Annotated in this window: 19 protein-coding genes; 9 read left to right on the plus strand and 10 right to left on the minus strand. The window is 62.2% G+C overall.

The window, feature by feature from the left end; translation table 11 throughout:
• Positions 1–3: 3 nt before the first annotated feature.
• The 5 genes from rnr (at position 4) to rpmG (ending at position 5,050) form a co-directional block, all read left to right on the plus strand.
• Entirely contained in the window at positions 4–2,322 is a 2,319-nt protein-coding gene (rnr, locus tag AC1DWF_RS03390; protein WP_476787592.1) for a ribonuclease R, read from the plus strand.
• A gap of 2 nt (positions 2,323–2,324) precedes the next feature.
• Complete coding sequence (locus tag AC1DWF_RS03395) at positions 2,325–2,762, plus strand: DUF983 domain-containing protein (protein WP_476786636.1); 438 nt, start codon at positions 2,325–2,327, stop codon at positions 2,760–2,762.
• A 73-nt stretch (positions 2,763–2,835) separates the two neighbouring features.
• Positions 2,836–3,576, plus strand: a complete 741-nt coding sequence (locus AC1DWF_RS03400) for an NUDIX hydrolase (protein WP_476786637.1) — start codon at positions 2,836–2,838, stop codon at positions 3,574–3,576.
• Positions 3,577–3,583: 7 nt separating this feature from the next.
• Positions 3,584–4,762 carry an MFS transporter gene (locus AC1DWF_RS03405; protein WP_476841455.1) on the plus strand — a complete coding sequence of 393 codons (1,179 nt, stop codon included), beginning with the start codon at positions 3,584–3,586 and terminating at the stop codon, positions 4,760–4,762.
• A 120-nt stretch (positions 4,763–4,882) separates the two neighbouring features.
• Positions 4,883–5,050 carry a 50S ribosomal protein L33 gene (gene rpmG / locus AC1DWF_RS03410; protein ID WP_250018653.1) on the plus strand — a complete coding sequence of 56 codons (168 nt, stop codon included), beginning with the start codon at positions 4,883–4,885 and terminating at the stop codon, positions 5,048–5,050.
• A 101-nt stretch (positions 5,051–5,151) separates the two neighbouring features.
• Here rpmG and AC1DWF_RS03415 read toward each other — a convergent pair whose 3' ends face one another.
• The 4 genes from AC1DWF_RS03415 to AC1DWF_RS03430 all read right to left on the minus strand — a co-directional run bounded on the left by AC1DWF_RS03415 (position 5,152) and on the right by AC1DWF_RS03430 (position 9,396).
• Positions 5,152–6,438, minus strand: a complete 1,287-nt coding sequence (locus AC1DWF_RS03415) for an alpha/beta hydrolase (protein WP_476787594.1) — start codon at positions 6,436–6,438, stop codon at positions 5,152–5,154.
• An 86-nt stretch (positions 6,439–6,524) separates the two neighbouring features.
• Positions 6,525–7,253 carry an esterase/lipase family protein gene (locus AC1DWF_RS03420; protein WP_476786597.1) on the minus strand — a complete coding sequence of 243 codons (729 nt, stop codon included), beginning with the start codon at positions 7,251–7,253 and terminating at the stop codon, positions 6,525–6,527.
• Between the two features lie 366 nt (positions 7,254–7,619).
• Positions 7,620–8,993, minus strand: coding sequence for a PleD family two-component system response regulator (locus AC1DWF_RS03425; protein ID WP_476841456.1), 1,374 nt, complete (start codon positions 8,991–8,993; stop codon positions 7,620–7,622).
• Positions 8,994–9,024: 31 nt separating this feature from the next.
• Positions 9,025–9,396, minus strand: coding sequence for a response regulator (locus tag AC1DWF_RS03430; RefSeq protein ID WP_476785764.1), 372 nt, complete (start codon positions 9,394–9,396; stop codon positions 9,025–9,027).
• A gap of 212 nt (positions 9,397–9,608) precedes the next feature.
• On the opposite strand from AC1DWF_RS03430, the gene AC1DWF_RS03435 reads away from it, so the two are divergent.
• Both AC1DWF_RS03435 and AC1DWF_RS03440 read left to right on the plus strand, forming a co-directional pair.
• Complete coding sequence (locus AC1DWF_RS03435; RefSeq protein ID WP_476785763.1) at positions 9,609–9,908, plus strand: DUF3572 domain-containing protein; 300 nt, start codon at positions 9,609–9,611, stop codon at positions 9,906–9,908.
• Entirely contained in the window at positions 9,905–10,558 is a 654-nt protein-coding gene (locus AC1DWF_RS03440; protein WP_476785762.1) for a hypothetical protein, read from the plus strand. The genes AC1DWF_RS03435 and AC1DWF_RS03440 overlap by 4 nt, the downstream gene beginning before the upstream one ends.
• Here the strand turns inward: AC1DWF_RS03440 and folK are convergent.
• Genes folK through folP form a run of 3 tightly spaced genes read right to left on the minus strand, consistent with a single transcriptional unit; the run spans position 10,555 to position 12,279 of the window.
• Positions 10,555–11,082: a 2-amino-4-hydroxy-6-hydroxymethyldihydropteridine diphosphokinase gene (gene folK, locus AC1DWF_RS03445; RefSeq protein WP_476785761.1), complete on the minus strand. Its 528-nt coding sequence runs from the start codon at positions 11,080–11,082 to the stop codon at positions 10,555–10,557. The two genes, AC1DWF_RS03440 and folK, sit on opposite strands and share 4 nt — an antisense overlap.
• On the minus strand, positions 11,066–11,425 hold the full coding sequence (folB, locus tag AC1DWF_RS03450) for a dihydroneopterin aldolase (RefSeq protein WP_476785760.1): 360 nt from the start codon (positions 11,423–11,425) through the stop codon (positions 11,066–11,068). Before folB ends, folK begins: the two co-directional genes overlap by 17 nt.
• A 5-nt stretch (positions 11,426–11,430) precedes the next feature.
• Positions 11,431–12,279: a dihydropteroate synthase gene (gene folP / locus AC1DWF_RS03455; RefSeq protein ID WP_476785759.1), complete on the minus strand. Its 849-nt coding sequence runs from the start codon at positions 12,277–12,279 to the stop codon at positions 11,431–11,433.
• A gap of 152 nt (positions 12,280–12,431) precedes the next feature.
• Here folP and AC1DWF_RS03460 point away from each other — a divergent pair, with 152 nt between their 5' ends.
• Positions 12,432–13,046: a DUF922 domain-containing Zn-dependent protease gene (locus tag AC1DWF_RS03460; protein WP_476787596.1), complete on the plus strand. Its 615-nt coding sequence runs from the start codon at positions 12,432–12,434 to the stop codon at positions 13,044–13,046.
• Between the two features lie 12 nt (positions 13,047–13,058).
• On the opposite strand, the gene AC1DWF_RS03465 is transcribed toward AC1DWF_RS03460, so the two are convergent.
• The 3 genes from AC1DWF_RS03465 to AC1DWF_RS03475 all read right to left on the minus strand — a co-directional run bounded on the left by AC1DWF_RS03465 (position 13,059) and on the right by AC1DWF_RS03475 (position 14,957).
• Entirely contained in the window at positions 13,059–14,132 is a 1,074-nt protein-coding gene (locus AC1DWF_RS03465) for an NAD(P)/FAD-dependent oxidoreductase (RefSeq protein ID WP_476787597.1), read from the minus strand.
• A gap of 36 nt (positions 14,133–14,168) precedes the next feature.
• Positions 14,169–14,489, minus strand: coding sequence for a 2Fe-2S iron-sulfur cluster-binding protein (locus tag AC1DWF_RS03470; RefSeq protein ID WP_476784466.1), 321 nt, complete (start codon positions 14,487–14,489; stop codon positions 14,169–14,171).
• A gap of 93 nt (positions 14,490–14,582) precedes the next feature.
• On the minus strand, positions 14,583–14,957 hold the full coding sequence (locus AC1DWF_RS03475) for an Hpt domain-containing protein (RefSeq protein ID WP_476784465.1): 375 nt from the start codon (positions 14,955–14,957) through the stop codon (positions 14,583–14,585).
• Between the two features lie 278 nt (positions 14,958–15,235).
• Between AC1DWF_RS03475 and AC1DWF_RS03480 the strand changes: the two genes are divergently transcribed.
• Positions 15,236–21,838, plus strand: coding sequence for a coiled-coil domain-containing protein (locus AC1DWF_RS03480; RefSeq protein WP_476787598.1), 6,603 nt, complete (start codon positions 15,236–15,238; stop codon positions 21,836–21,838).
• The last annotated feature ends 216 nt before the right edge of the window (positions 21,839–22,054 follow it).

Raw genomic sequence — 22,054 nt, forward strand, 5'->3', positions numbered from 1 at the left:
ACCTTGGCGCGAAAGATCACCGGACGAAACGCCGGCACCAGACGCGCCGCAAGCGACGAGGTCCGTGGCAAGGACGTCTATCGCCCGTCGCGGGACGAGATTCTGCGCTATATCGCGGAGAATCCAGACCGCAGTGGCAAGCGTGACATCGCCAAGGCTTTCGCGCTCAAGAACGACGATCGCATCTGGCTGAAGCACCTGCTGCGTGAGTTGCAGGACGAAGGCCTGCTCGAAAAGAGCCGCAAGCGGCTGACGCGCGTCGGTGCTTTGCAACATGTCGCCGTGCTCGACATCTTTGGCAGAGACGCCGAAGGCACGCTTCTGGCGCGCGCCTCCGAGCAGCTTGATGGCCCGATCGTCGCCATCAAGCTGTCGCGCGGCGGCAATGGCCCGACTCCCGGCGTTGGCGACCGCGTCTTGGCGAAGACCTTCCCCATTGAGGATCACCTCGGCGACGACAACGAGCCGGCCTACACCGCGCGCGTGATGAAGATATTCGAAAAGCGCAGCGACACCGCACTCGGCATCTTCCGAATCCTGAAAGACGGCACCTTCCGCATCGAGCCGGTCGAACGCCGCCAGCCTGAGCTTGTTGTCGACAAGGATTCTCAGAACGGAGCCAAGGAGGGCGACCTCGTCGAAGTCGTTCCCGAACGGGCCAGCCGCTACGGCCTGCCGCGTGCCAAGGTCGTTTCGGTTCTGGGTTCGCTGACCAATGAGAAGGCGGTCTCGATGATCGCTATCCATGCCCACGACATACCCCACATCTTCCCTGCCGAAGTGATCGCCGAGGCCGAGGCAGTCAAGCCGGCAACGCTTGACGGCAAGCGCGAAGACTGGCGCGAACTGCCGCTGGTCACCATCGACCCGGCCGACGCCAAGGACCATGACGACGCGGTCTATGCTGTGGCAGATACCGATGAGAAAAACCTAGGCGGTTTCATCGTCACCGTCGCCATCGCCGACGTCGCGACCTATGTCCGGTCAGGCACGGCACTCGACAATGAGGCGCTGAAGCGCGGCAATTCGGTCTATTTCCCTGACCGCGTCGTGCCGATGCTGCCCGAGCGCATCTCCAATGATCTGTGTTCCCTGCGCGAGGGCGTCGACCGTCCGGCACTTGCCGTGCGCATGACGTTTTCGGCGGAAGGCCGCAAGGTCAGGCATTCCTTCCACCGCATCATGATGCGGTCGTCGGCCCGCCTTGCCTATCCGCAGGCACAAGCTGCCATCGACGGCATGCCCGACGACAAGACCGGACCGATCCTGGAGACGATTCTCAAGCCGCTTTGGGCAGCTTATGACGTCCTCAAGCGCGGACGCGACAGCCGCCAGCCGCTCGAACTCGACCTGCCCGAACGAAAGATCCTGCTCAAGCCGGATGGCACTGTCGATCGTGTCATCGTTCCCGATCGCCTCGACGCCCACAAGCTGATCGAGGAGTTCATGATCCAGGCCAATGTCGCGGCAGCCGAAACGCTGGAAAACAAAAAGCAGAAGCTCGTCTACCGCATCCACGACGGCCCTTCGCTCGCCAAGCAGGAATCGCTGCGCGAGTTCCTCCAGACCATCGGCCTGTCACTGGCACGTGGCGCCGAGATGCGGCCGGCCCAGTTCAACGGCATTCTCGAACGCGTGCGCGGTGAAGACAACGAGCAGCTGGTCAACGAAGTTGTGCTGCGCTCGCAGAGCCAGGCCGAGTACAACCCCGACAATATCGGCCACTTCGGTCTCAATCTGCGCCGCTACGCGCATTTCACCTCGCCAATCCGCCGCTATGCCGACCTGATCGTCCATCGCGCGCTGATCGGCTCGCTGGGCTTGGGTGCAGGCGGACTGACGTCTTCCGAGGAAGCGCGACTGGAAGAGATCGCCGGCCTGATTTCGCAGACCGAACGCCGTGCCATGGCCGCCGAGCGCGAGACTGTCGACCGGCTGGTCGCGGGCTTTCTGGCCGAGCGCGTCGACGAGATTTTCGACGCGCGCATCTCGGGCGTGGTCAAGGCGGGACTATTTGTCCAATTGCCGCAATATGGCGCCGATGGTTTCATCCCCGTGTCATCGTTGGGTGACGACTATTACCACTTCGACGAAGCCGCCCGCGCCCTCTTCGGCGAGCGCACCGGCAAGGGTTATCAACTTGCCGACCGCGTCGAAGTCAAGTTGGTCGAGATCGCCCCGCTGGCCGGTGCCATGCGCTTTGAAATGCTGACCGAACCGAAGCCCCTGCCCGGTTCGAAACGGTCGTTCCACAAGACCAAGGGGCAAAGAACGCGTGCGCGTGCCTCCCAACCGCGGCGAGGACCGCGCGGCAGGAGATGACGATGGAAGAACAGGTATTCGGCGGCGACCACGAGCAGGTCGCGCGTGAGCCGCGCCCGGTGTGGCAGGCGATCAAGCGCGGCCTGTTCGGCAAGTGCCCGAATTGCGGCCAGGGCAAGCTGTTTGCTTCCTTCGTCAAGACCGTCGACCGCTGCGACGTCTGCCACGAAGAGATCTTTCATCACCGCGCCGACGACCTGCCTGCCTATCTGGTGGTCGTCATCGTCGGCCATATCGTCGTCGGCGCCTTCATGGCCGTCGAGTCGACCAGCACGCTGGCGCTGTGGCAGCATCTCTTGATCTGGGTGCCGCTGACGATCTTCTCCGCACTCGCCTTGCTGCGACCGATGAAGGGCGCGGTCGTCGGCATGCAATGGGCGTTGTACATGCACGGCTTTGGTGGCGAAGACGACGTGATCGAGGCGCATCCCGAGGCCTGAACCAGCGCTGGCGCAATGCCCTGCGGCAAGCAAGCGCTTCCGTCCGCTCCGACATTCCGTTAGGACAGCCGCGATGGATGGCATTAGCAAAGCAGAACTCGACAGGCTCGAAGCCAGGGAGATGGCCAAGAGCGCTGCCCCCTTGCGGCCGCGCGACGCGGCCACGCTGATCCTGCTCGACCGCAAGGGCAACGACGTGCTGGTGCTGATGGGCCGGCGCCACATGAAGCATGCCTTCATGCCTGGAAAATTCGTCTTTCCAGGCGGCCGCACCGACCCAGCAGACAGCCGCATCGCGGTCGCCGATGAGCTGCATCCCGACGAAGCCGAGAAGCTGCGCGCCGGCACTGGCCGCGTCAGCGTCGCTCGCGCCCGGGCGATAGCGCTTTCAGCGATTCGCGAGACCTATGAGGAAGCGGGACTGTTGATCGGCCGGCGCGCTGCGTTTTCGACCACCAAGGCCGATTGGCAGGGTTTTGCCGACCATGGCGTAGCGCCTGCCTTGGCCTCCTTGCGCTTCATCGCGCGTGCGGTCACCCCTCCAGGACGAGTCCGCCGCTTCGACACGCGCTTCTTGTCGGCATGGCGCAGTGACGTCGCGGTCGAACTGCCCGATGGCGGGCCGACCAACGAACTGGAAGAACTGGTCTGGCTGCCACTGGCAGACGCCATGCAGGCCGACATACCGGCKATCACCCAGTCGGTTCTCGGCGATCTCCGGCAGCGGCTTTCGGTGGACCCTGACCTCAAGCCAGGCGGCGAAGTGCCGTTCTACCGCATGTTCAACCAACGCTTCCGCCGCGACATCCTTTAGGCTTTGCATGACCGAGACCATCCACCAGGCTGAAAGCGTGGAACGCGTACACTGGCGCTCGATTTCAGCAGCGATCGCCTCGATCAGCGTTGTCGGTATCGCAATCGGACTGGGCATACCGCTGCTCAGCGTCATCCTTGAGTCGCGCGGCTATTCGCCCTCGATGATCGGCCTCAATACGGCGATCGCCGGCGTTGCCTCCATTGCAGCCGCACCGCTCGCCACGCCGATCGCCATGCGTTTTGGCGTCGTGTGGACGATGCTCGCCATGATTCTGCTCGGCGCGGTTGCCTTTGTCGGCTTTTATTTCGCGCAATCCTTCTGGATGTGGTTTCCCTTGCGCGCCGTGCTGCATTTTGCGCTSACGGTGCTGTTCATCCTCTCCGAGTTCTGGATCAGCACMTSSGCSCCGCCGCRTCGGCGCGGCCTGGTGCTCGGCATCTACGCCACCGTGCTGTCGCTCGGCTTCGCCGCAGGCCCATGGCTTTTCTCGCAGATCGGCAGCACCGGCTTCCTGCCGTTCGGACTGACCTTCGGCTTCGTCATGATCGCTGCGATTCCGGTGCTTCTGGCGCGTAGCGAAAGCCCCAAGATCGTTTCCGAGGGCGGCAAAGGTGGTTTCTTCCGCTACATCTGGATCGTGCCGACCGCGACCGCCGCTGTGCTCGTCTTCGGCGCCGTCGAGACAGGCGGCTTTGCGCTGTTTCCGATCTATGGCCAACGCGTCGGTTATTCCGAGGCCGAAGCTGCCCTTTTGCTGACCATGATCGGCCTTGGCAATTTCATGCTGCAGATTCCCATCGGCATGCTGAGTGACCGCATTGGTGATCGCCGCAAGCTTTTGCTGATCTGCGCGCTCGTCGGCCTAGCCGGCACGCTCGCGATGCCGCTTCTGACGGTCAACTGGCACCTGATGGCTGGCATGCTGTTTGTCTGGGGCGGCGTGGTTGCTGCGCTCTACACGGTGGGCCTAGCCCATCTAGGCGCACAGCTTTCAGGCCGCGACCTTGCCTCGGCCAACGCCGCCTTCATCTTCTGCTACGGCCTTGGGATGATTCTGGGACCACAGGTAATCGGCATATTCATGGACGTCTTCGGCCCCAACGGATTCGGTTGGGCGCTCGCCGTGTTCTTTGGCGGATATATCGCCATCGGACTGGGCCGAATTGCCGCGAAATCGCGGTGATAACGCTCCAAGGCTTGACTTTCCGGGTACGTTCTTTATGTGTCCCGCAGGTTTTCCGCGTCCGGGTTGTTTTCCCGTCCTGAGGCGGGTGCAACTCCAGATAACTAACGGACGAGAATCATGGCCAAGGCTGCAAACATCAAGATCAAGCTTCTGTCGACCGCCGACACCGGTTTCTTCTACGTGACGAGCAAGAACAGCCGCACGAAGACGGAAAAGCTGTCGTTCCGCAAGTACGACCCGGTTGCCCGCAAGCATGTCGAATTCAAGGAAACCAAGATCAAGTAATCTGGTTGCCTTCAGGAATTCAAAAACGCCGCCCTTCGGGCGGCGTTTTTGTTTGCGTTGATTCTCTTGGCCTGCGGCACCGAGCGCGTTGCTGCTCGCCCTTATGGAGCTGTGGCTGCCGGCACCTGACCTTGCTGCCGCAGCCGCGCCATCACTTTTGCCAGCTGGTCGGGATAGTCCGGCGTGAACGTCCAATAGTGAGACCCGGAAGGCGCCTCGCCGGCGCCCAATCCGCGTTCGCTCGCAGGCAGGTGGAAGAGCAAAGTGATCAGCACGTCGCTGCTCACCCACGGATCGTCGTACCAGAACGTATGCGAACGGTTCGACAGGCCGGGAATGTTTTCCGGCCGCACCCGTAACAGTTCGAGGCCATATGATTTGGTTGCGTCCAGCAGCCAGCGCGACGCTTCGGGATCCAGCTCCCTCATATCCGGCCGGCCGGCCCGCGAAGCACGGTTGATCACCTGTGACAGCCTGAGCGCGCTGTCATTCAGATTGACGGCCACTGTCACCCGCTCGGCCATGCCGGCATAGTCGCGCATATCGTCGACGAACCCGCGGAAGTCGGCATCCGGTGCGGCGTGATAGACTTCGCCGAGCCGCGTGGCTTGCGCTCCCGGCTGCTGCGCATCGCGACCGACGATCGCCAGCGCATCGCTGCCCACGGTGGCGCCGGCGCTATAGGTGAAGACGTTGACATTCCTGGCGTCGGTATTTTGCGACAAAAGCTCGACCAGCTTTGCCAGATGCGGTGCGGCGCCAAAGGCGGTTACCATGTCCCTGGAATAGCGCAGGAAATTCTCGGCCGTGGGCCAGACAAACAGCACCACCACCGAATTGCGCCCGGTGAAATGGTGAAGCTGTGCAGCTTGGCCGGCAGCGCGCTCGACGGTCGTGTTGGCACCGTGCACGTAGACGATGATATCCTTGTCGCGGCTGTTCTTGAGCGCTTCGTTGATCTGCGCGAACCACGCCCGGGCTTCAGGTGACAACGGATCGGCGTCTTCGATCGTGGCTTGTTCATTCATGTTTTCGAGATGCAGGAATGGCCGCCGATCCTCGCTGGCGCCGGTGGACCACGCGTAGATCTTGTCCCAGGTCGTGCCCTCCCGGCCAATGCGCACCGTGGCCACGCCAGTATGAAGGTCGCGACCGGGCACGACGGCATAAAGGCGGCTGTCACGGGGACCGACCGGCAGCCGGTTGGTGGCATAAAACAGCTCGATCCGGGGATCGGGCGTCAAAGACGAATTGGCTGAAAAGGCATTCGACGGGCCATCGACGAACACGGCAGGTGCCGGCATCAGTCGCATGGGCGGCTGGTAGAACGACATCGCAACGGTAGCCAAGGCGGCAATCAAGGCAAAGATGGCAATATAACGAAGCATGATTTCTCCTTGAGCCCTTCGTGGACAAGGGCCCATCCGGACGTGTTACGCGGCCCCAGTGCTGAGGATAGGCAGCACCAACGGGTTCAGTTTCCGAACACGCGACGCAACAATTCCCGAAGCGTCAAGTCGTGATCGAACCGTCCATGGCGGAGGAAGTTCAGCGTCTGCGCGATCACCAGCGGATTGTTCATCATGAAGGTGTGCGTCGTCGGCAGGACGATGTGGTCTCTCATGCCTTCAAGCTTGGTGCTTGCGACCGAAACCTTGCCGTCGTTCGGGCCTTTGAACATGCCCGACAGGATCGGATTGATCGAGCGGTCGCCGGCGATGATGCCGAGCTCATAATCGGCAGCATCAAGCCTGTTGGGAAGACTGTCCGGCCCGGTGCCGAGCTGGACCCCTGCCGGCCCGTTGACCATTTCGAAGAGCCTGAGGCTCCCGAACGTGTCCACCACTTCTGAGCCGTGATTGGGCGGCCCGAGCATGACGACGCGGCCAAGATTTTCGGGACGGTTCTGCATCAGCCAAGCCCGCACCAGTATGCCGCCCATCGAATGGGTCACGAAATTGACTTTGCTGGCCTTCCCGCATTTCGCCACAGATGCATCGACGTAAGCGATAAGCTTGTCGATCGGGGCTTCGGTCGAAGGATAGGTGTCGTTGACGACGGCATAGTCGAAGGCGCCCAATGTCTCTTCCATCAGCAGAAAGGACGTGTCGCTGCGTGACAGGCCATGCAGCAACACAACGCATTCCTGCGCGAAGGCGGCTGGAGAAAACAGCAGAAACAGGAGTGTAGCTAAAAAACGCATGAACCCAGCTAATCCGAATCCTCCGGATGTCTCAAGCCGGTGAAACTACGGTAGGAAATTGATTTGTTTTAAATAGAGATAAGGGGGCCGGTCGGCGTCTGGCAGCGGTACGAGGAGGCCACTATGTGCCAGTGCCGACCGGCCGACCCCACGGACCCAGGAGATGCGGCGGACCTGAGCATCATGGGGTATGAATTGGGCTCTCCGGCCTATGATCCTCGTGCCGACGCCCGTCCTTCTTCTCCACGCCACAGTCGCCCAAGATTGCTTGAAGATCAACACTTTCTTAACCACGGCTACCCAGTCACTTGGGTTAAGGTAAATAATTTAGCTTAACCTCATGGAGTAGCTTAACGCGATTCACGGTCAGGCGGCGCGCGCGACCACGCGGTTGCGGCCGCGTGTTTTGGCATCGTAAAGCGCGAGGTCCGCACGCTTCATCAGCCCAGAAACGGTATCGCCTTCGGGCAAGAGCGACGACACGCCGACGCTGACCGTCACCGACACCCCCATCTCGGCGCCGCCGATCGCAAACGGCGTCTTTGCGACCTCCGCGCGGATGCGCTCGGCAACCATTTCAGCAAGCGCTGCTTCCGTGTCCGGCATCACGATGACGAACTCTTCGCCGCCAAATCTGCAAGCTAGATCAATGCCGCGAACGCTTTTCTTCAGGCGCCGCGCGAACTCACGCAGCACCTCGTCGCCGCCGTCATGACCAAAGGTATCGTTGATCCGCTTGAAGCGGTCGAGATCGGTGATCATCAGAGAAAGCGGCCTGYGACGCCCAGCCGCGCGCTCGACAAGGCGCGGCAGGTGGCTGTCGAGATAACGCCGGTTGTGCAGCCCCGTCAGGCCATCCGTCACCGCCATTTCGATCGTCTGGCTGACGCTCTGCCTGAGCTCTTCGTTGTAGCGCTTGCGGCGCACCTGGGTGCGCAGCCGTGCAATCAGTTCCTGCCGGTCGAGCGGACGCACCAGATAGTCATTGATGCCGAGCTCGAGGCCGCGAATGATGAGCTCATCCTCGCCCTTGTTGACCAACAGCACAATCGGCAGCGAGCGGGTGCGGTCGAGCGAGCGCAGCTGCGAGCACAGCCGCAACGGATCGAACTCCGAAAACCCGGTCGACACGATGACGCACTCATAGGTCCCTTCGGCAGCGTTGAAGATCCCGGATTGCGGGTCGGCGGCGATATGCGCCTCGGCAGCACCATCCAGCAGCGCGCAAATATGAGCGGCTGACGACGTCATCTCGTCGATCAACAACACCTTCGGCAAAGCGCCTTGTAGCAGGTCGCGCCGAGCCAGAAGCTCATCCACGCCGATGCTGTGGGTGGTCGAGGCGCGCAGGCGCAGCTCATCGGTCAGAACCTTGAGACGGACCAAGCTTTTCACCCGCGTGATCAATTGCAGGTCGTTGACCGGCTTGGTGAGGAAGTCGTCCGCACCGACATCGAGCCCGCGCACGCGATCGGTGACATGATCGAGTGCGGTGACCATTACCACAGGAATATGCGCGGTGGCTGGATCGGCCTTCAGGCGGCGGCAAACCTCAAAGCCGTCCATGCCGGGCATCATCACATCGAGCAGGACGACATCGACCTTGCCGTCCTCGCAGGCGGCAATCGCGTCGGGACCGTTGAAGGCGGTCAGCACCTCGAAATACTCCGCAAGCAGCCTGACTTCGAGCAGCTTCACATTGGCCGGAATGTCGTCAACGACGAGGATGCGCGCGGTCATGCCTAGTACCTCGAGCGAGCCGGCGAGCACATCAGGCATCGCCCAGATAGGATTTGATCGTCTCGATGAAGCGCGGTACCGAGATCGGCTTGGAAATGTAGGCTTCGCAACCACCCTGCCTGATCCGCTCCTCGTCGCCTTTCATGGCAAAAGCGGTGACGGCGATGACCGGGATCGTGTGGAGGTCGTCATCCTCCTTCAGCCATTTGGTGACTTCCAGCCCCGAAACCTCCGGCAGCTGGATGTCCATCAAGATGAGGTCAGGCCTGTGCGTACGGGCAAGGTCGAGCGCCTCCAAGCCGTTGCGCGTGCGCACGGTCTCGTAGCCGCTTGCTTCGATGAGGTCGCGAAAGAGCTTCATATTGAGCTCGTTGTCCTCGACGATCATCACTTTCTTAGCCATAGCATTCCGCCTCGATTGCACACCGCGTCTCGGCGGCAATCATCATGCGCACCCGACGCGCACACCAACCCCGAATCCGACGTTAACTCAAGAACATTACGAAACGTAAAACGCCCCTGCCAAATCACGGATCGTTGCGCAGCTGCTTTACCCGTTGCCGCGCGACCCGCTAGCGGCTACTCCCGAGGCAAGTGGAACAAAGCGGAAATCCGATGCAAAAGAACCAGCAATCGCAAGAGAACGCTCAGGCTCTGGCCATTCAGGCCCTGGCTTTCGTCGCCTCCGACCCCGAGCTTCTGCCGCGTTTCCTGGCCATCACCGGTATCGAAGCCCAGCATATCCGCCGTGCGGCGCAAGAACCCGGCTTCCTCACCGGCGTCCTGCAGTTCCTCCTGGCCCATGAGCCGACGCTGCTGCGCTTTTCGCAAGAAACCGGAATTGCACCCGGTGACGTCAGCAGCGCCGCGCGTGCGCTGCCACTTGGAGACGACGATCACGAGCGTTCGGCATGAGCGAAGATCCTGAAACCGCACGACAGATCGCGGAGCTTGCCCGCGACACACGCCCGCTACTGGTGCTCGACGTCGACGACGTATTGCTGGAGTTCATGGTTCCCTTCATGCGCTTCCTCGACGCGCAGGGACTGGTATTCCTGGCAAAGTCCTTCCGCCTGACCGGCAACATCGTCGACAAAAAGACCCAGGTCGCGCTTGAACAAGCCGCGGTATCTGCCCTGCTCGACGGCTTTTTCCACGCCCAGCGCGAATGGCAGACAGCGGCAATGGGTGCCGCCGAGGCCGTGGCCGACCTGGCGGGCCATGCCGAGGTCGTGATGCTGACGGCGATGCCGCATCGCCATCGCGACGTCAGGCGACTGCATCTCGACGCGCTCGGCTTCCCCTACCCGCTCTTGACGACGGAAACGGCGAAAGGACCTGCACTCAGGCAGTTGCGGGGTGAAAGCGGCCGCCAGGTCGCCTTTGTCGACGACATTCCGCACAACCTCGTTTCGGTGCGCGATGCGGTTGCCGACGCACATCTGTTCAATCTGATGTCTTATCGCGAGATGCGGCTGCTGCTGCCGCCCATGCCGGACGGCATCGTCATTGCAGACGATTGGGCCGAAGCCGCGCCGAAGATCGCCGCGGCCCTCGGGCTTTAATATTCGCCCAGGTCGCGCCACCAGTCGCGGCCGGAATCGAGCCTTTCGATGCCAGCGCTATCAAGCGCTGCGGCCCATTCGGTCGCCGACTTGCCCGCGAGCATCAGATCTGGCGCGATTTCGGCCAAAGGCACCATCACGAACGCCCGGTCGAGCATGCGCGGATGCGGGATTTCCAGCCCGACATCGCTGACATTGCTGTTGCCGAGCAACAGTACGTCAATGTCGATGAGACGTGGCCCCCAGCGCTCGACGCGTACGCGTTTGAGCCTGCGTTCAACCTCAAGGCACAAATCCAGCAGTTCGAGCGGCGCCAGCGAGGTCGCGACCTCTGCGGTGACATTCAGGAAATCGGGCTGATCGACCTTGCCCCAGGGCGGCGTGCGATGAAGCGAGGAGACAGTAACCACATGCGTACTGCCGCTGGCGTCGAGCAGATGCAGTGCTGCAGCCATCGATTTCGCCGGATCGCCGAGATTGCCGCCGAGGCTGAGAAAGGCTCGCTCCTCAACCTGGCCAGACAACGGTCACCTCTACGTAATCCAGAACGCCGGGCACTGGGGCATTCGGCTTGCGAACCGTGATTTCAGCGCGCTTGATCTGCGGAAAACGCGCGGCAAGCGCCCTGCCACATTCCTGTGCCAGCGCTTCGATCAGGAACCGGCGCTGGCCGGTGATGATCTTTTCAATGACCTGGAAGGCGACGCCATAGTCGACGGTACTCTGCATCGAGTCGTCTTCCAGCGGACGGTCCGGATCGACCGTCAGCTCGGCATCGACATAGAAGCGCTGGCCAAGTGTCTCTTCTTCGTCGAGCACGCCGTGCCGGGCAAAGAAGGCGCAGTTTTTCATACGGATAAGATACATCTGGGTCAGCGTCCCGGCAGGTTGGTCTGGCGCGCCAGCATAGCATCGGCGAATGCCAGCGCGTCCACGTTGATTGCGACATTATGGACGCGAAATATATGCGCGCCCTGCATGCGGAGTATGACGCTGGTCGCCGCCGTCCCGGCATCGCGCTCGGCAGCGTCACGCCCAGTGACGTGGCCGACGAAGCGCTTGCGCGACGTTCCGGCGAGCAGCGGATAGCCAAGCTCGGAAAGCTCGGAGAACCGCGCCATGAGGTCAAGATTTTCATCCGAATCCTTGGCGAAGCCAAAACCCGGATCGAGCATGATCTGCGCGTCGCTCACGCCAGCTTCGCCAGCGATCTCAAGCGAGCGGCGGAGGAAAAGAAACTGGTCGTCGATCACATCGGGCAGTTTGTCGCGATCGCGGCCGGTGTGCATGATGACGAGCCCTGCCCCGGCTTCGGCGGCAACCTTGGCGATACCGGGTTCGCGGTGGAGGCCCCAGACGTCGTTGACGATATGCGCCCCAGCGTCAACAGCAAGCCGCGCCGTCTCCTCGCGATAGGTATCGACCGAAATCAGCGTTTCGCTCGACTTGGCAAGCGCAGCGATAATCGGCAGCACGCGATCCTGCTCTTCGGTGGCGGAGACGGGCGCGGCTCCGGGCCGTGTCGATTCACCACCGACGTCGACGATCACCGCACCTTCGGCAACCATGCGGCGGGCCTGCTCAAGCGCGAGCTCGGGCGCAATGAACGCACCACCATCGGAAAAACTGTCAGGCGTGACGTTGAGGATGCCCATCACAAGCCCCCTGTCGCCGAGGTCGATATGGCGCCCATGCGCCAATTGCCATCGTTTGTCGGTCATGCCGTCGCCACAAAAGAATTCCAGAGGACAGACCACGTCACGAAATATCAACGCTTGCAGCTTCAACTCGCTGCACGGTCATTTCTGCGGCACAATGCATTTTCCATGCGCCGCCATCGCCCCTAACGCAAGGTAGGCCAAGAGGCAACACAATGAAGCATCTCTTCCTCGCCGCCTTGCTTGCCGGGGGCATCTGCCTCCCCGCCCAGGCGGCAACCGTTTCGAAATCCTACAGCTATTTCACCATCACCGGTAAGACGCTCGACGAGATCGAACATCAGCTGATGACTCGCGGCCCCGAGGTCAAAAGCACCGGCGGCCGGCATCCAGGCGCGACGCAAATGGAGTTCACCAGCCGCATCGGCTATGCCGAGGTCAAAGGTGGCTGTGCCATCGTCTCGGCCCAGGTCACCGTCAAGGCCAAGGTGATCTTGCCGCGCTGGCGCCAGAGCGGCAAGACGCCTCAGGACGTCAAGCTGATCTGGAACACGCTATCGGCCGACATCAAGCGCCACGAGGAAAGCCACGTGGTGATTGCCAAAAATCACGCGCGCGAACTCGAAAACGCGTTGAAAGCGATCGGCAGGCAGAAGTCGTGCGACATCGCGGCCGCCAAGGCCAAGGCGACGAGCAATCGCATTCTCACTGACCATGACCGCGCGCAAGAAGAGTTCGATCGCATCGAAGGCATCAATTTTGAGAGCCGCATCATCAGGCTGCTGCGCTATCGCCTGGAGCGGATCGACGCCGGCAAGATCAGAAGCTGATCAGCGGCTCCTTTAGTCAGGAACGCCGAGCTTCTTGTGCAGGCTGGTCGACGACGTCGTGTACTGGAAGACGATGCGCTCCTTGGGGCTTATGATGTGCTTGGCCGCCTGGGCCATCAAAGCCGCTTCGTGAAAGCCCGACAGGATCAGCTTCAGCTTGCCCGGATACCAATTGATGTCGCCGATGGCGAAAATGCCGGGCGCCGATGTCTCGAATTTTTCGGTATCGACCGGAATCTGGTTCTCGTGAAGATTGAGGCCCCAGCCGGCCACCGGTCCGAGCTTCATCGTCAGCCCGAAGAACGGCAACAGCCGCGTGCACGAGATATCGACATCGCCTTCCGCCCCCTTGATCGTGATCGCACGCAGCTCGCCGCCCTCGCCTGAAAGCGCCGACACCTGCCCGATCACCAGATCGATGGTGCCGGCATCACGAAGCGCATGCATCTTGTTGACACTGTCTGGTGCTGCCCGGAACTCCGGCCTGCGATGGACAAGCGTGACGCGCCGCGCGATGGGTTGCAGGTTGAGCGTCCAGTCCAAAGCGGAATCCCCGCCGCCAACCACCACCACATCATGGCCGCGCAATTCTTCCATGCGCCGAACTGCATAGCGGACACTCGATTTCTCAAAGGCCTCGATCCCGGGGATTGGCGGGCGCTTGGGCTGGAACGAGCCGCCGCCGGCGGCAATCACCACAACCTTGGCCTCGAAAACCTCATTCTCATCGGTGGTAACGCGGAAACCGCCGCCTTCCAGCCGCTCCAGTGCCGTGACCATGCGGTTGAAGGTGAAGTCCGGCTTGAAGGGAGAGATCTGCTGCAGAAGCTTGTCGACCAGTTCCTGCGCGCCGATCGAAGGGTAGCCTGGAATGTCGTAGATCGGCTTTTCCGGATAAAGCTCGGCGCATTGCCCGCCCGGCCGGTCGAGAATGTCGATCAGATGGCAGCGCATGTCGAACAGACCAAGTTCGAACACGGCAAACAGGCCGATCGGGCCGGCACCGATGATCAGGACGTCGGTAGTGGTGATGTCGCTCAAAGCCGCCTCGCCGCTCACGCATGCAATGGAGAATGTGCATGACATGTAGCGCCATGCCAAGCGCGGCGCAGAGCTGAAAGGTTAGCCCTGGCGTTCCGGAACGGTGACGATGAGGCCGTCGAGCTCGTCCTTGACCTTGATCTGGCACGACAGGCGCGAATTCGGGCGCACCTCATAGGCGAAGTCGAGCATGTCTTCTTCCATCGCCTCTGGCTCGCCGACGATCGCGGTCCATGCTTCGTCGACATAGACATGGCACGTCGCGCAGGCGCAGGCACCACCGCACTCGGCCTCGATGCCAGGCACCGCATTGCGGATGGCGTTTTCCATCACGGTCGAGCCATTTTCGGCTTCGACTTCGAAACGCGTGCCGTCATGGGCGATGTAGGTCAGCTTGGTCATRCTCGTTCCTAAGAAAAGTCACCCGGCAGATAATCACTCCACCGTGCAAGTCAACTGCCGCGCGAAAGCGCCGCCTGATGTCGGGTTTGCGATCTAGCGGCTGATCGCTGAGATGAAATCCCGCACTTCGTCGATCAAACGGGCTAGCCGCTTTATCAATCCGGCATCGTCTGGATGCGTCTCGATCTTGGCGACACAGTCCGCGATCGGGAATGCACCGACGCCGCGCGCAGCCCCTTTGAGGGCGTGACAAAGCCTGAGGCGCTCCGCCAGGTCCGCCGTGACGATCGCATCACGAACTGAAAAGGCCTGATGAACGAACATGTCGAGCACCTCGCGCTCGACGTCGCGATCACCAATTGTCTGCCGAGCCAGATGTTCGAGGTCGATGGGGCGGGCATGTGCTGCGGCCGAAGATTCTCCTCCCGGCATCCCGAAAGCCACGGAACCGGTTTCGCGCGTTACCATTCAACCTTGCCTCGCCACTCGCCCATGGGTTGGTAACCTAGGGCGACCATGTGGATAACCCGTTAACCCGACAAAGCCCGAAAGCCTGCGGAGTTGGGGCCAGCAATCACGTCAGTGTTAACCTTATATTTAAACTTTTACGTATCAGGGCGAATGCATGTTTTCTTTACCCGATTGTGTCACTACGATACGGGCGGTCCATATTGAGCCTCGGACGTGGTCAAAAATAGGACAAAAAGTCCAGAGATTCCGCGTCTTTAGTACAGGGTAGCGTAGGCATGGCGAAGAAATCCACTCCGACAAAAAACTTCGATCTCGACGTAGCCAAGGAGCTTGAGCAGGCGCTCGACTTCGATTTGAGCGGCGGCGAAGGCGGCCTCGACATGGCCGCGTCGATGGACGATCTCGAAGCACAGATTTCCCAGGCAGCTGAGGAACTGGCGCGCGAAAGCGACAAGCAGAAGCCCGCGGCGCCCAAGGCCCCGCCAGCACCTGCTGCCGCGCGCCCTGTTGCCGAGCCCCCAGCCCAATTGCGCCCCGTCGAGACCAAGCCGTTGCAGCCCGAAGGCTTCAAGCCGGCCAATGACGACCGCCAGAAAGATTACAAGTCGCTGCTGCACGGCCTCAACCGTCGCGCCTCCAGCACCATCTACTGGATGGTCGGAGTGGTGTCCGTTGCCTGGGTTGCTGGCGCAGTCGCACTTGCCGACCGCATCGTCACGCCCAGCATCTGGACCATCCGCTCGGTAGACGACGCACTGGCACGCCCCGGCCTGCTGATGCTCGTCGTCGCTACCATCGTTCCGATCGCCCTGTTCTGGGCTTTTGCTGCGATGATCCGCCGCGCCCAGGAAATGCGTATTGCCGCCCAATCGATGACTGAAGTGGCCTTCCGCCTCGCCGAGCCGGAAAACATGGCGCAGGATCGCGTCATGATGGTCGGCCAGGCCGTGCGCCGCGAAGTGGCTGCCATGGGCGAAGGCATCGAGCGGACGCTCGCCCGCGCTGTCGAACTCGAGACCCTCGTTCACTCCGAAGTCAACCAGATCGAGCGTTCCTATTCGGAAAACGCTGCCCGTATCCGCTCGCTGGTCGACGGACTTGGCAACGAGCGCGAAGCCGTGGTCTCGCATGCCGAACGTGTTCGGGCTTCGATTTCCGGCGCGCATGAGACGTTGCGTGACGAGCTCGGCTCGGCAAGCGACATCATCCGCGATAGCATCCTGAACGCCTCGACCAAGCTGTCGATGACGATCACCAATTCCGGCGACACGCTTATTGACCGCATCAACGAAGGCGGCATGGGCCTGTTTGAGGCGATCGACAATCGCATGGACACGCTAGGCGACCGCCTGTCGACCTCGGGCGAGGCCTTCGCCAGCCTGCTCGACACGCGCATCGCCAAGCTTACCCAGAGCACTGACGAAGCGACCCGTTCGCTGACGGATATGCTCGACGACCGGACCTCAGGCATGGTTTCTCTCCTCGGCGGCGCTGCCAAGACGCTCAACTCCGAGTTTGAAGCCAATTTGCACGGCATCGAACGTACATTGGCCGAGCGTGGCCAGGCGCTGATCGGCGAATTCCAGACGCGCGCCGAGGCACTCGACACCGGCACGGCCAAGCTCAATGCGGCGCTCGAAGCGCGCGCCCGCCAGATCAATGAGACGCTAGTCGAACGTGCTCGCGAGATCGCTTCGACCTTCGTCCAGGGACGCGACTCGCTGACTGCGGTGATCGACCAGGGCAAGGCCCAGATCGGCACCGACCTCGCCGATATCATCACCTCGACCTCGACCATGCTCGAAACCCGCGCCAGCGATTTCGCCGGCCGCATGGAAGCTGCTCGTCATCAGGTGTCGAGTTCCTTCGACGGCGACATCCAGCGCCTCTCCGACGCCCGTGTCGGCATCGAGCAGGCGGTCGAAGACCACACCCGCAAACTGTCCGAAGCGCGCGACCGCATGGCCGCAGCACTCAGGGACGACCTCAGCAAGTTCGCCGAGGGTCGCGCCAGCATCGAGGCCGCAGTCGGCTTCCAGGTTCAGAAGCTCGCCGAAGGCCGCAGCCTGATCACGCAAGCCCTTGATGATGACATGCGCAAGCTGGACCAGTCGCGTCAGGTTATCGACGACACCCTCAGCAGCCAGTTCAGGCAACTGGCGCATGGCCGCGAACAGTTGGCACAGGCACTCGTTGAAGACTCTGAGAAACTGGTGCAAGCTCGTACGAATATTGACGAAATGGTCGCTGGCCATGTCGGCAAGCTGGCCGAAGGCCGCAACATTCTTTCGCGTGCACTTGAAGCCGACCTCAACAAACTCGCTGACAGCCGCAGCAGCATCGACGGCCTCGTCGCCGGTCAGGTCGAAAGGATCGCCGAAGGCCGCGCCATCCTCGCCAACGCGCTTGAGACAGACCTCGCCGGCATCAAGACGCTGGTCGACGATCATTCGTCCAAGATCGCCGCTGACCGTGCTGGCCTGTCCAAAGCACTCGAGAGCGACCTCGCCGGCATCAAGACGCTGGTCGACGATCATTCGTCCAAGATCGCCGCTGACCGTGCTGGCCTGTCCAAAGCACTCGAGAGCGACCTCGACGGCATCAAGGCGCTTGTCGATGGCCATTCGTCGAAGATGGCAGCCGATCGCGCCGGCCTTTCCAACAACCTCCAGATGGATATCGCCGCGGTCCATGGCCTCATCGAGGACCACGCCGGCAAGCTCGCTGACGAGCGTGTCCTGCTCTCCCAGACCCTGGAGTCGGACCTCGCCAAGCTGGCGGACAGCCGCGCAGGCATCGACGGTCTTGTCGCCGGCCAGGTCGAAAAGCTTGCCGAAGGCCGCGATATCCTCAAGCGCGCGCTCGAAACCGACCTCAACACGATCCACAGCACGATCACGTCGCACTCCGAGAAGCTCGCCGAAGATCGCGTGATGCTTTCACGTTCGCTTGAAACCGACATCGATAATGTCAGGGGCCTGGTGTCGGGCCACGCCGAACGGCTGGTCGCCGAGCGCGGCGCGCTCTCCCGGGCACTGGAAGACGACCTTGCCAAGCTGGCCGAAAGCCGCTCGGGCATCGACGGCCTCGTTGCCGGCCAGGTCGAGAAGCTGGCCGAGGGCCGCGACATCCTCAAGCGCGCGCTCGAAGCTGACCTCAACGCCATCCGCAACACGGTCGCCTCGCAGTCGGAGAAGCTTGCCGAAGACCGTGCGATGCTCGCACGTTCGCTCGAAGCCGATCTCGACAGCGTCAAGGGCCTGGTTTCAAGCCATGCCGAGCGCCTGGTTGCCGAGCGTGGCACCTTGTCCATGGCACTTGAAGACGATCTCGCCAAGCTGGCCGACAGCCGCTCGGGCATCGACGGCCTCGTTGCCGGTCAGGTCGAGAAGTTGGCAGAAGGCCGTGACATCCTTCGCCGCGCACTGGAAGCCGATCTCGCCAGGATCGATGGCATGATGCTTGGCCAGGTCGACAAGCTGGCCGCCGGCCGTGATACGCTGACCAAGGCGCTCGAAGCCGATCTTGCCATGCTGAACGACAGCCGCGCCAGCATCGACGACATCGTCGCTGGCCATGTCGGCAAGCTCGCCGAAGGTCGCGACACCATGGCCCGCGCGCTTGACGAAGATCTCGGCAAACTCGGCGATGCACGTCGCGATATCGATCTCGCCATCGCTGGCCATATCGACCAGATCGCAGCACGCCGCGTCGACATTTCCGATGCGATTGCTGGCGACATCGAAAAGATCGAGGAAACCTTCCGTCGCCAGACCGGCGTGATCGAAGAGCGCACCAGCTCCATGGAACGCGCCCTGTCGCTGGGCGTCGACAATGTCCGTGGCGTGCTCGAAAAGAGCGCGGTCTTCGTGGCAGGCGCCCTGCGCGAAAAGGTCATGGAAGTGACCGCAGCGCTCAACGAAGAAGCGGGCCGCGCCTTCACCGACGCCGACCGCCGCATCGCCGAGCGCGCCGAACAGACGTCGACCGCGCTGCTCGCGCGTACTGAAGACATTGCCCGTACCTTCGAAGACGCTGACCGCCGTCTTGCCGCGCGCGCCGATGAAACCTCGAACGCACTCCTGGCACGTGCCGAAGAAACCGCCGACACGCTGTCGGCCAAGGCAGGCGAAATCGCCCGCACCTTCGATACGGCAGACCGTTCGCTGATCGCGCGTGCCATCGAAACGGCGGATGCGCTGTCGGCCCGCGCCGGCGACATCCTGCGCAACTTCGACAGCGCCGACGAACGGCTCGGCATGCGCATCGGCGAATCCGCCGACGCACTCGCTGCCCGTGCCGCCGAACTCGGTCGCATCTTCGACACAGCCGACGAAAAGCTCGCCTCGCGCATCGCAGAAGGCGCGGATTCGCTTGGCAACCGTGCCGGCGAGCTCAGCCGCATCTTCGACGCAGCCGACGAGCGTATCGCGGCCCGTGTCGCCGACAGCTCGGCAACGCTTGGCAGCCGTGCCGGTGAAATCGTTCGCAACTTCGAACAGGCAGATGAACGGCTCGCTGCCCGCGCCACGCAAACGGCAGAAGCGCTTGCCGGCCGCGCCGCCGAAATCGGCCGGACCTTCGAGGAAGCCGACAGCAGGATCGCCGCTCGCGTCGATCAGACTGCCGATTCGTTGCTTAACCGTGCTGGCGAGATCAGCCGTGCCTTCGAAGAAGCTGACAGCCGGATTGCCGCGCGTGTCGACAAGACGGCGGATTCGCTGCTTGGCCGCGCCAGCGAGATCAGCCGCGCATTTGATGACGCCGACAACAAGATTGCTGCTCGCGTCGACAACACGTCGCAGTCGCTGCTGGGACGCGCTTCGGAGATCGGCCAGGCATTCGACGAAGCCGGCCAGCAGCTTGCCGCCCGCATCGCCGAGAGCACCTCGGGCATCGGCGAGCATGCCGCGTTAATCGCCAACGCGTTCACCGAAACCGAACAGCGCGTCGTTGCCCGCGCCCATCGCACCTCAGCCGATCTCGATGCCCGCGCTCGTGCCATCGAAGAGACGCTGGCCAATGTCGATGAGCGGCTCGCCTCCGGCGCCGAAGGTGTTGCGGCCCGCATCGGCGAACACCTGACTAGTGCCGAAGCCCGCCTCGCCTACGGTGCGGAATCGATGGGCCAGAAGCTCAACGAGCAGGTCGCCCAGGCCGAAGCACAGCTCGTCGCCCGCGCCAATGTGGTCGCCGAGACTTTCACGGCGGTCGGCCAGCATATCGGCCAGAGCACCAACGAGGCCGCTCGCGCGATCGGCACCAACACGCGTGAACTCAACGCCATGCTGGTTGAGCGTTCGAACGAGATCGCCAAGATCCTCGACGAGACCGCCCGTCCGCTGGTCGATCGTTTCGCCGAAAGCGGCAACGACCTGCACCGCAGCATGGAAGAAGTCACCGCGCGTGCCACCGAAAAGCTGCGCGCCGAAAACGCAGTGCTTGTCGAGGCGCTTGCCAACCGCACCGCCGAGACCCTGTCTGCCGTCGAGGGCGCTCGCTCGACGCTTGCCGATAGCGTGGCCGACCTCATCGGCCGCATGACGGCATCCAGCTCGCAGCTCGGCAACCTGATCGATCAGGCTGCGGCGAACCTCGCCAATGTCGACGATCGTCTGACTGGCAGCACCTCCAACTTCGCCGCAACCACTGAAAAGGCCGCACAGACCTTCTCCAGCGCTGCGCGACTGGTGGATACCAACACCAATCGCCTGACTGACTTGTCGTCGACCACGTTGCGCGAGGTGGCCTCAATCGCCACCAAGTTCGACGAGCACAGCCGCCTGCTGTCGAGCGCGTCCAACCTGCTGTCTTCGGCGCAGAGCAACCTCGAGCACACGCTCGAGCGCCAGTCGTCGCTCGAAGACCTCGCCGTCGGCCTGGTCAAGAAGTCGGAAGACCTTGAACGCGTCATGCAGTCGTTCGAGCGCCTTGTCGGCCAGACGCTGGAAAACGCCGAAGGCAAGACCATGGAATCGGCGGACAAGATTCGCATCGCCATCGCCGATGTCGTCGAAACCGCGACCAAGCGCTTCGCCGACGCCACCGAGGACATGCGCCGCACTGCTGGCTCCATCAAGAGCGAGCTCGAAAGTACGCGCGCCGAGCTCAAGAAGGGCGTGCTCGACATGCCTGCGGAGGCCAAGGAGTCGACCACGGCCATCCGCCGTGCCGTTTCCGAGCAGATCAATGCGCTCAAGGAGCTGTCGGCGATCGTTGCCAAGTCCGGCCGCACCGTCGATGTCTCAGATGCCTCGCTGCGCAACCCGCAGCCGCAGCCGGCGCGCCGTCCTGCCCCTCAGCCCGAGCGCCGCGAGCCGCCAGCACCGCTCGGTGGCACGGCCCTGCGTGGCACGCTCGATATCGATCGCCCCGCTCCCGCCCAGCCGCTGCAGCAGCCGGCGCGTGAACCGGCCAGCCGCGGCCAGCAAGGTGGATGGGTCCGCGACCTGTTGACCGGTGCATCGCGTGAGGAACAGTCGGGGCGTCCAGCAGGCCAACCGGTCGCCGTGCCGGCACAGCGTTCACCCATGCATGTGGTCGAGTCGCTCAACTCGCTGTCGGTCGATATCGCCCGCGCCATCGATCATGACGCCTCGATCGAGCTTTGGGATCGCTACCGTCGCGGCGAGCGCGATGTCTTCACCCGCCGCCTCTACACGCTGAAGGGCCAGCAGACCTTCGACGAAATCCGCCGCAAATATCAGTCCGATGGCGAGTTCCGCACTGCCGTCGACCGCTATTGCGACGATTTCGAGAAGCTACTCAAGGACGTTTCGCGCAACGACCGCGACAACATCATGACCAAGACCTACCTGACCTCGGATACGGGCAAGGTCTACACCATGCTGGCACATGCGGCGGGTCGTCTTAAGTAAGGCGGCTGCAGGGCAATACGGCATTGAGGCAGTAGGGCAGTAGGTTCGGTACCTACTGCCCTTTTGCTATCTGCGTTTCATACTTCGGAGTAGCGGGGCATCTCGCGACGCGCGCGACTGCGCGTATTCCAGGCAAACGCCAAGAACAGGAGTGCGACTAAACAGGGATTGGCTTAGGGGAGCGGCTTGAGGCGTCTACTGCCCTATTGCCCTATT

The organism is Aminobacter sp. P4_D5, from assembly GCF_056401815.1.

What these genes read in the sequence shown, in the direction of transcription:
- AC1DWF_RS03395 (WP_476786636.1), top strand. Translation starts at nt 2,325, where the DNA reads ATGGAAGAACAGGTATTCGGCGGCGACCACGAGCAGGTCGCGCGTGAG.
- rpmG (WP_250018653.1), top strand. Translation starts at nt 4,883, where the DNA reads ATGGCCAAGGCTGCAAACATCAAGATCAAGCTTCTGTCGACCGCCGAC.
- AC1DWF_RS03415 (WP_476787594.1), bottom strand. Translation starts at nt 6,438, where the DNA reads ATGCTTCGTTATATTGCCATCTTTGCCTTGATTGCCGCCTTGGCTACC.
- AC1DWF_RS03420 (WP_476786597.1), bottom strand. Translation starts at nt 7,253, where the DNA reads ATGCGTTTTTTAGCTACACTCCTGTTTCTGCTGTTTTCTCCAGCCGCC.
- AC1DWF_RS03430 (WP_476785764.1), bottom strand. Translation starts at nt 9,396, where the DNA reads ATGGCTAAGAAAGTGATGATCGTCGAGGACAACGAGCTCAATATGAAG.
- AC1DWF_RS03435 (WP_476785763.1), top strand. Translation starts at nt 9,609, where the DNA reads ATGCAAAAGAACCAGCAATCGCAAGAGAACGCTCAGGCTCTGGCCATT.
- AC1DWF_RS03440 (WP_476785762.1), top strand. Translation starts at nt 9,905, where the DNA reads ATGAGCGAAGATCCTGAAACCGCACGACAGATCGCGGAGCTTGCCCGC.
- folB (WP_476785760.1), bottom strand. Translation starts at nt 11,425, where the DNA reads ATGTATCTTATCCGTATGAAAAACTGCGCCTTCTTTGCCCGGCACGGC.
- folP (WP_476785759.1), bottom strand. Translation starts at nt 12,279, where the DNA reads ATGACCGACAAACGATGGCAATTGGCGCATGGGCGCCATATCGACCTC.
- AC1DWF_RS03460 (WP_476787596.1), top strand. Translation starts at nt 12,432, where the DNA reads ATGAAGCATCTCTTCCTCGCCGCCTTGCTTGCCGGGGGCATCTGCCTC.
- AC1DWF_RS03465 (WP_476787597.1), bottom strand. Translation starts at nt 14,132, where the DNA reads ATGTCATGCACATTCTCCATTGCATGCGTGAGCGGCGAGGCGGCTTTG.
- AC1DWF_RS03470 (WP_476784466.1), bottom strand. Translation starts at nt 14,489, where the DNA reads ATGACCAAGCTGACCTACATCGCCCATGACGGCACGCGTTTCGAAGTC.
- AC1DWF_RS03475 (WP_476784465.1), bottom strand. Translation starts at nt 14,957, where the DNA reads ATGGTAACGCGCGAAACCGGTTCCGTGGCTTTCGGGATGCCGGGAGGA.
- AC1DWF_RS03480 (WP_476787598.1), top strand. Translation starts at nt 15,236, where the DNA reads ATGGCGAAGAAATCCACTCCGACAAAAAACTTCGATCTCGACGTAGCC.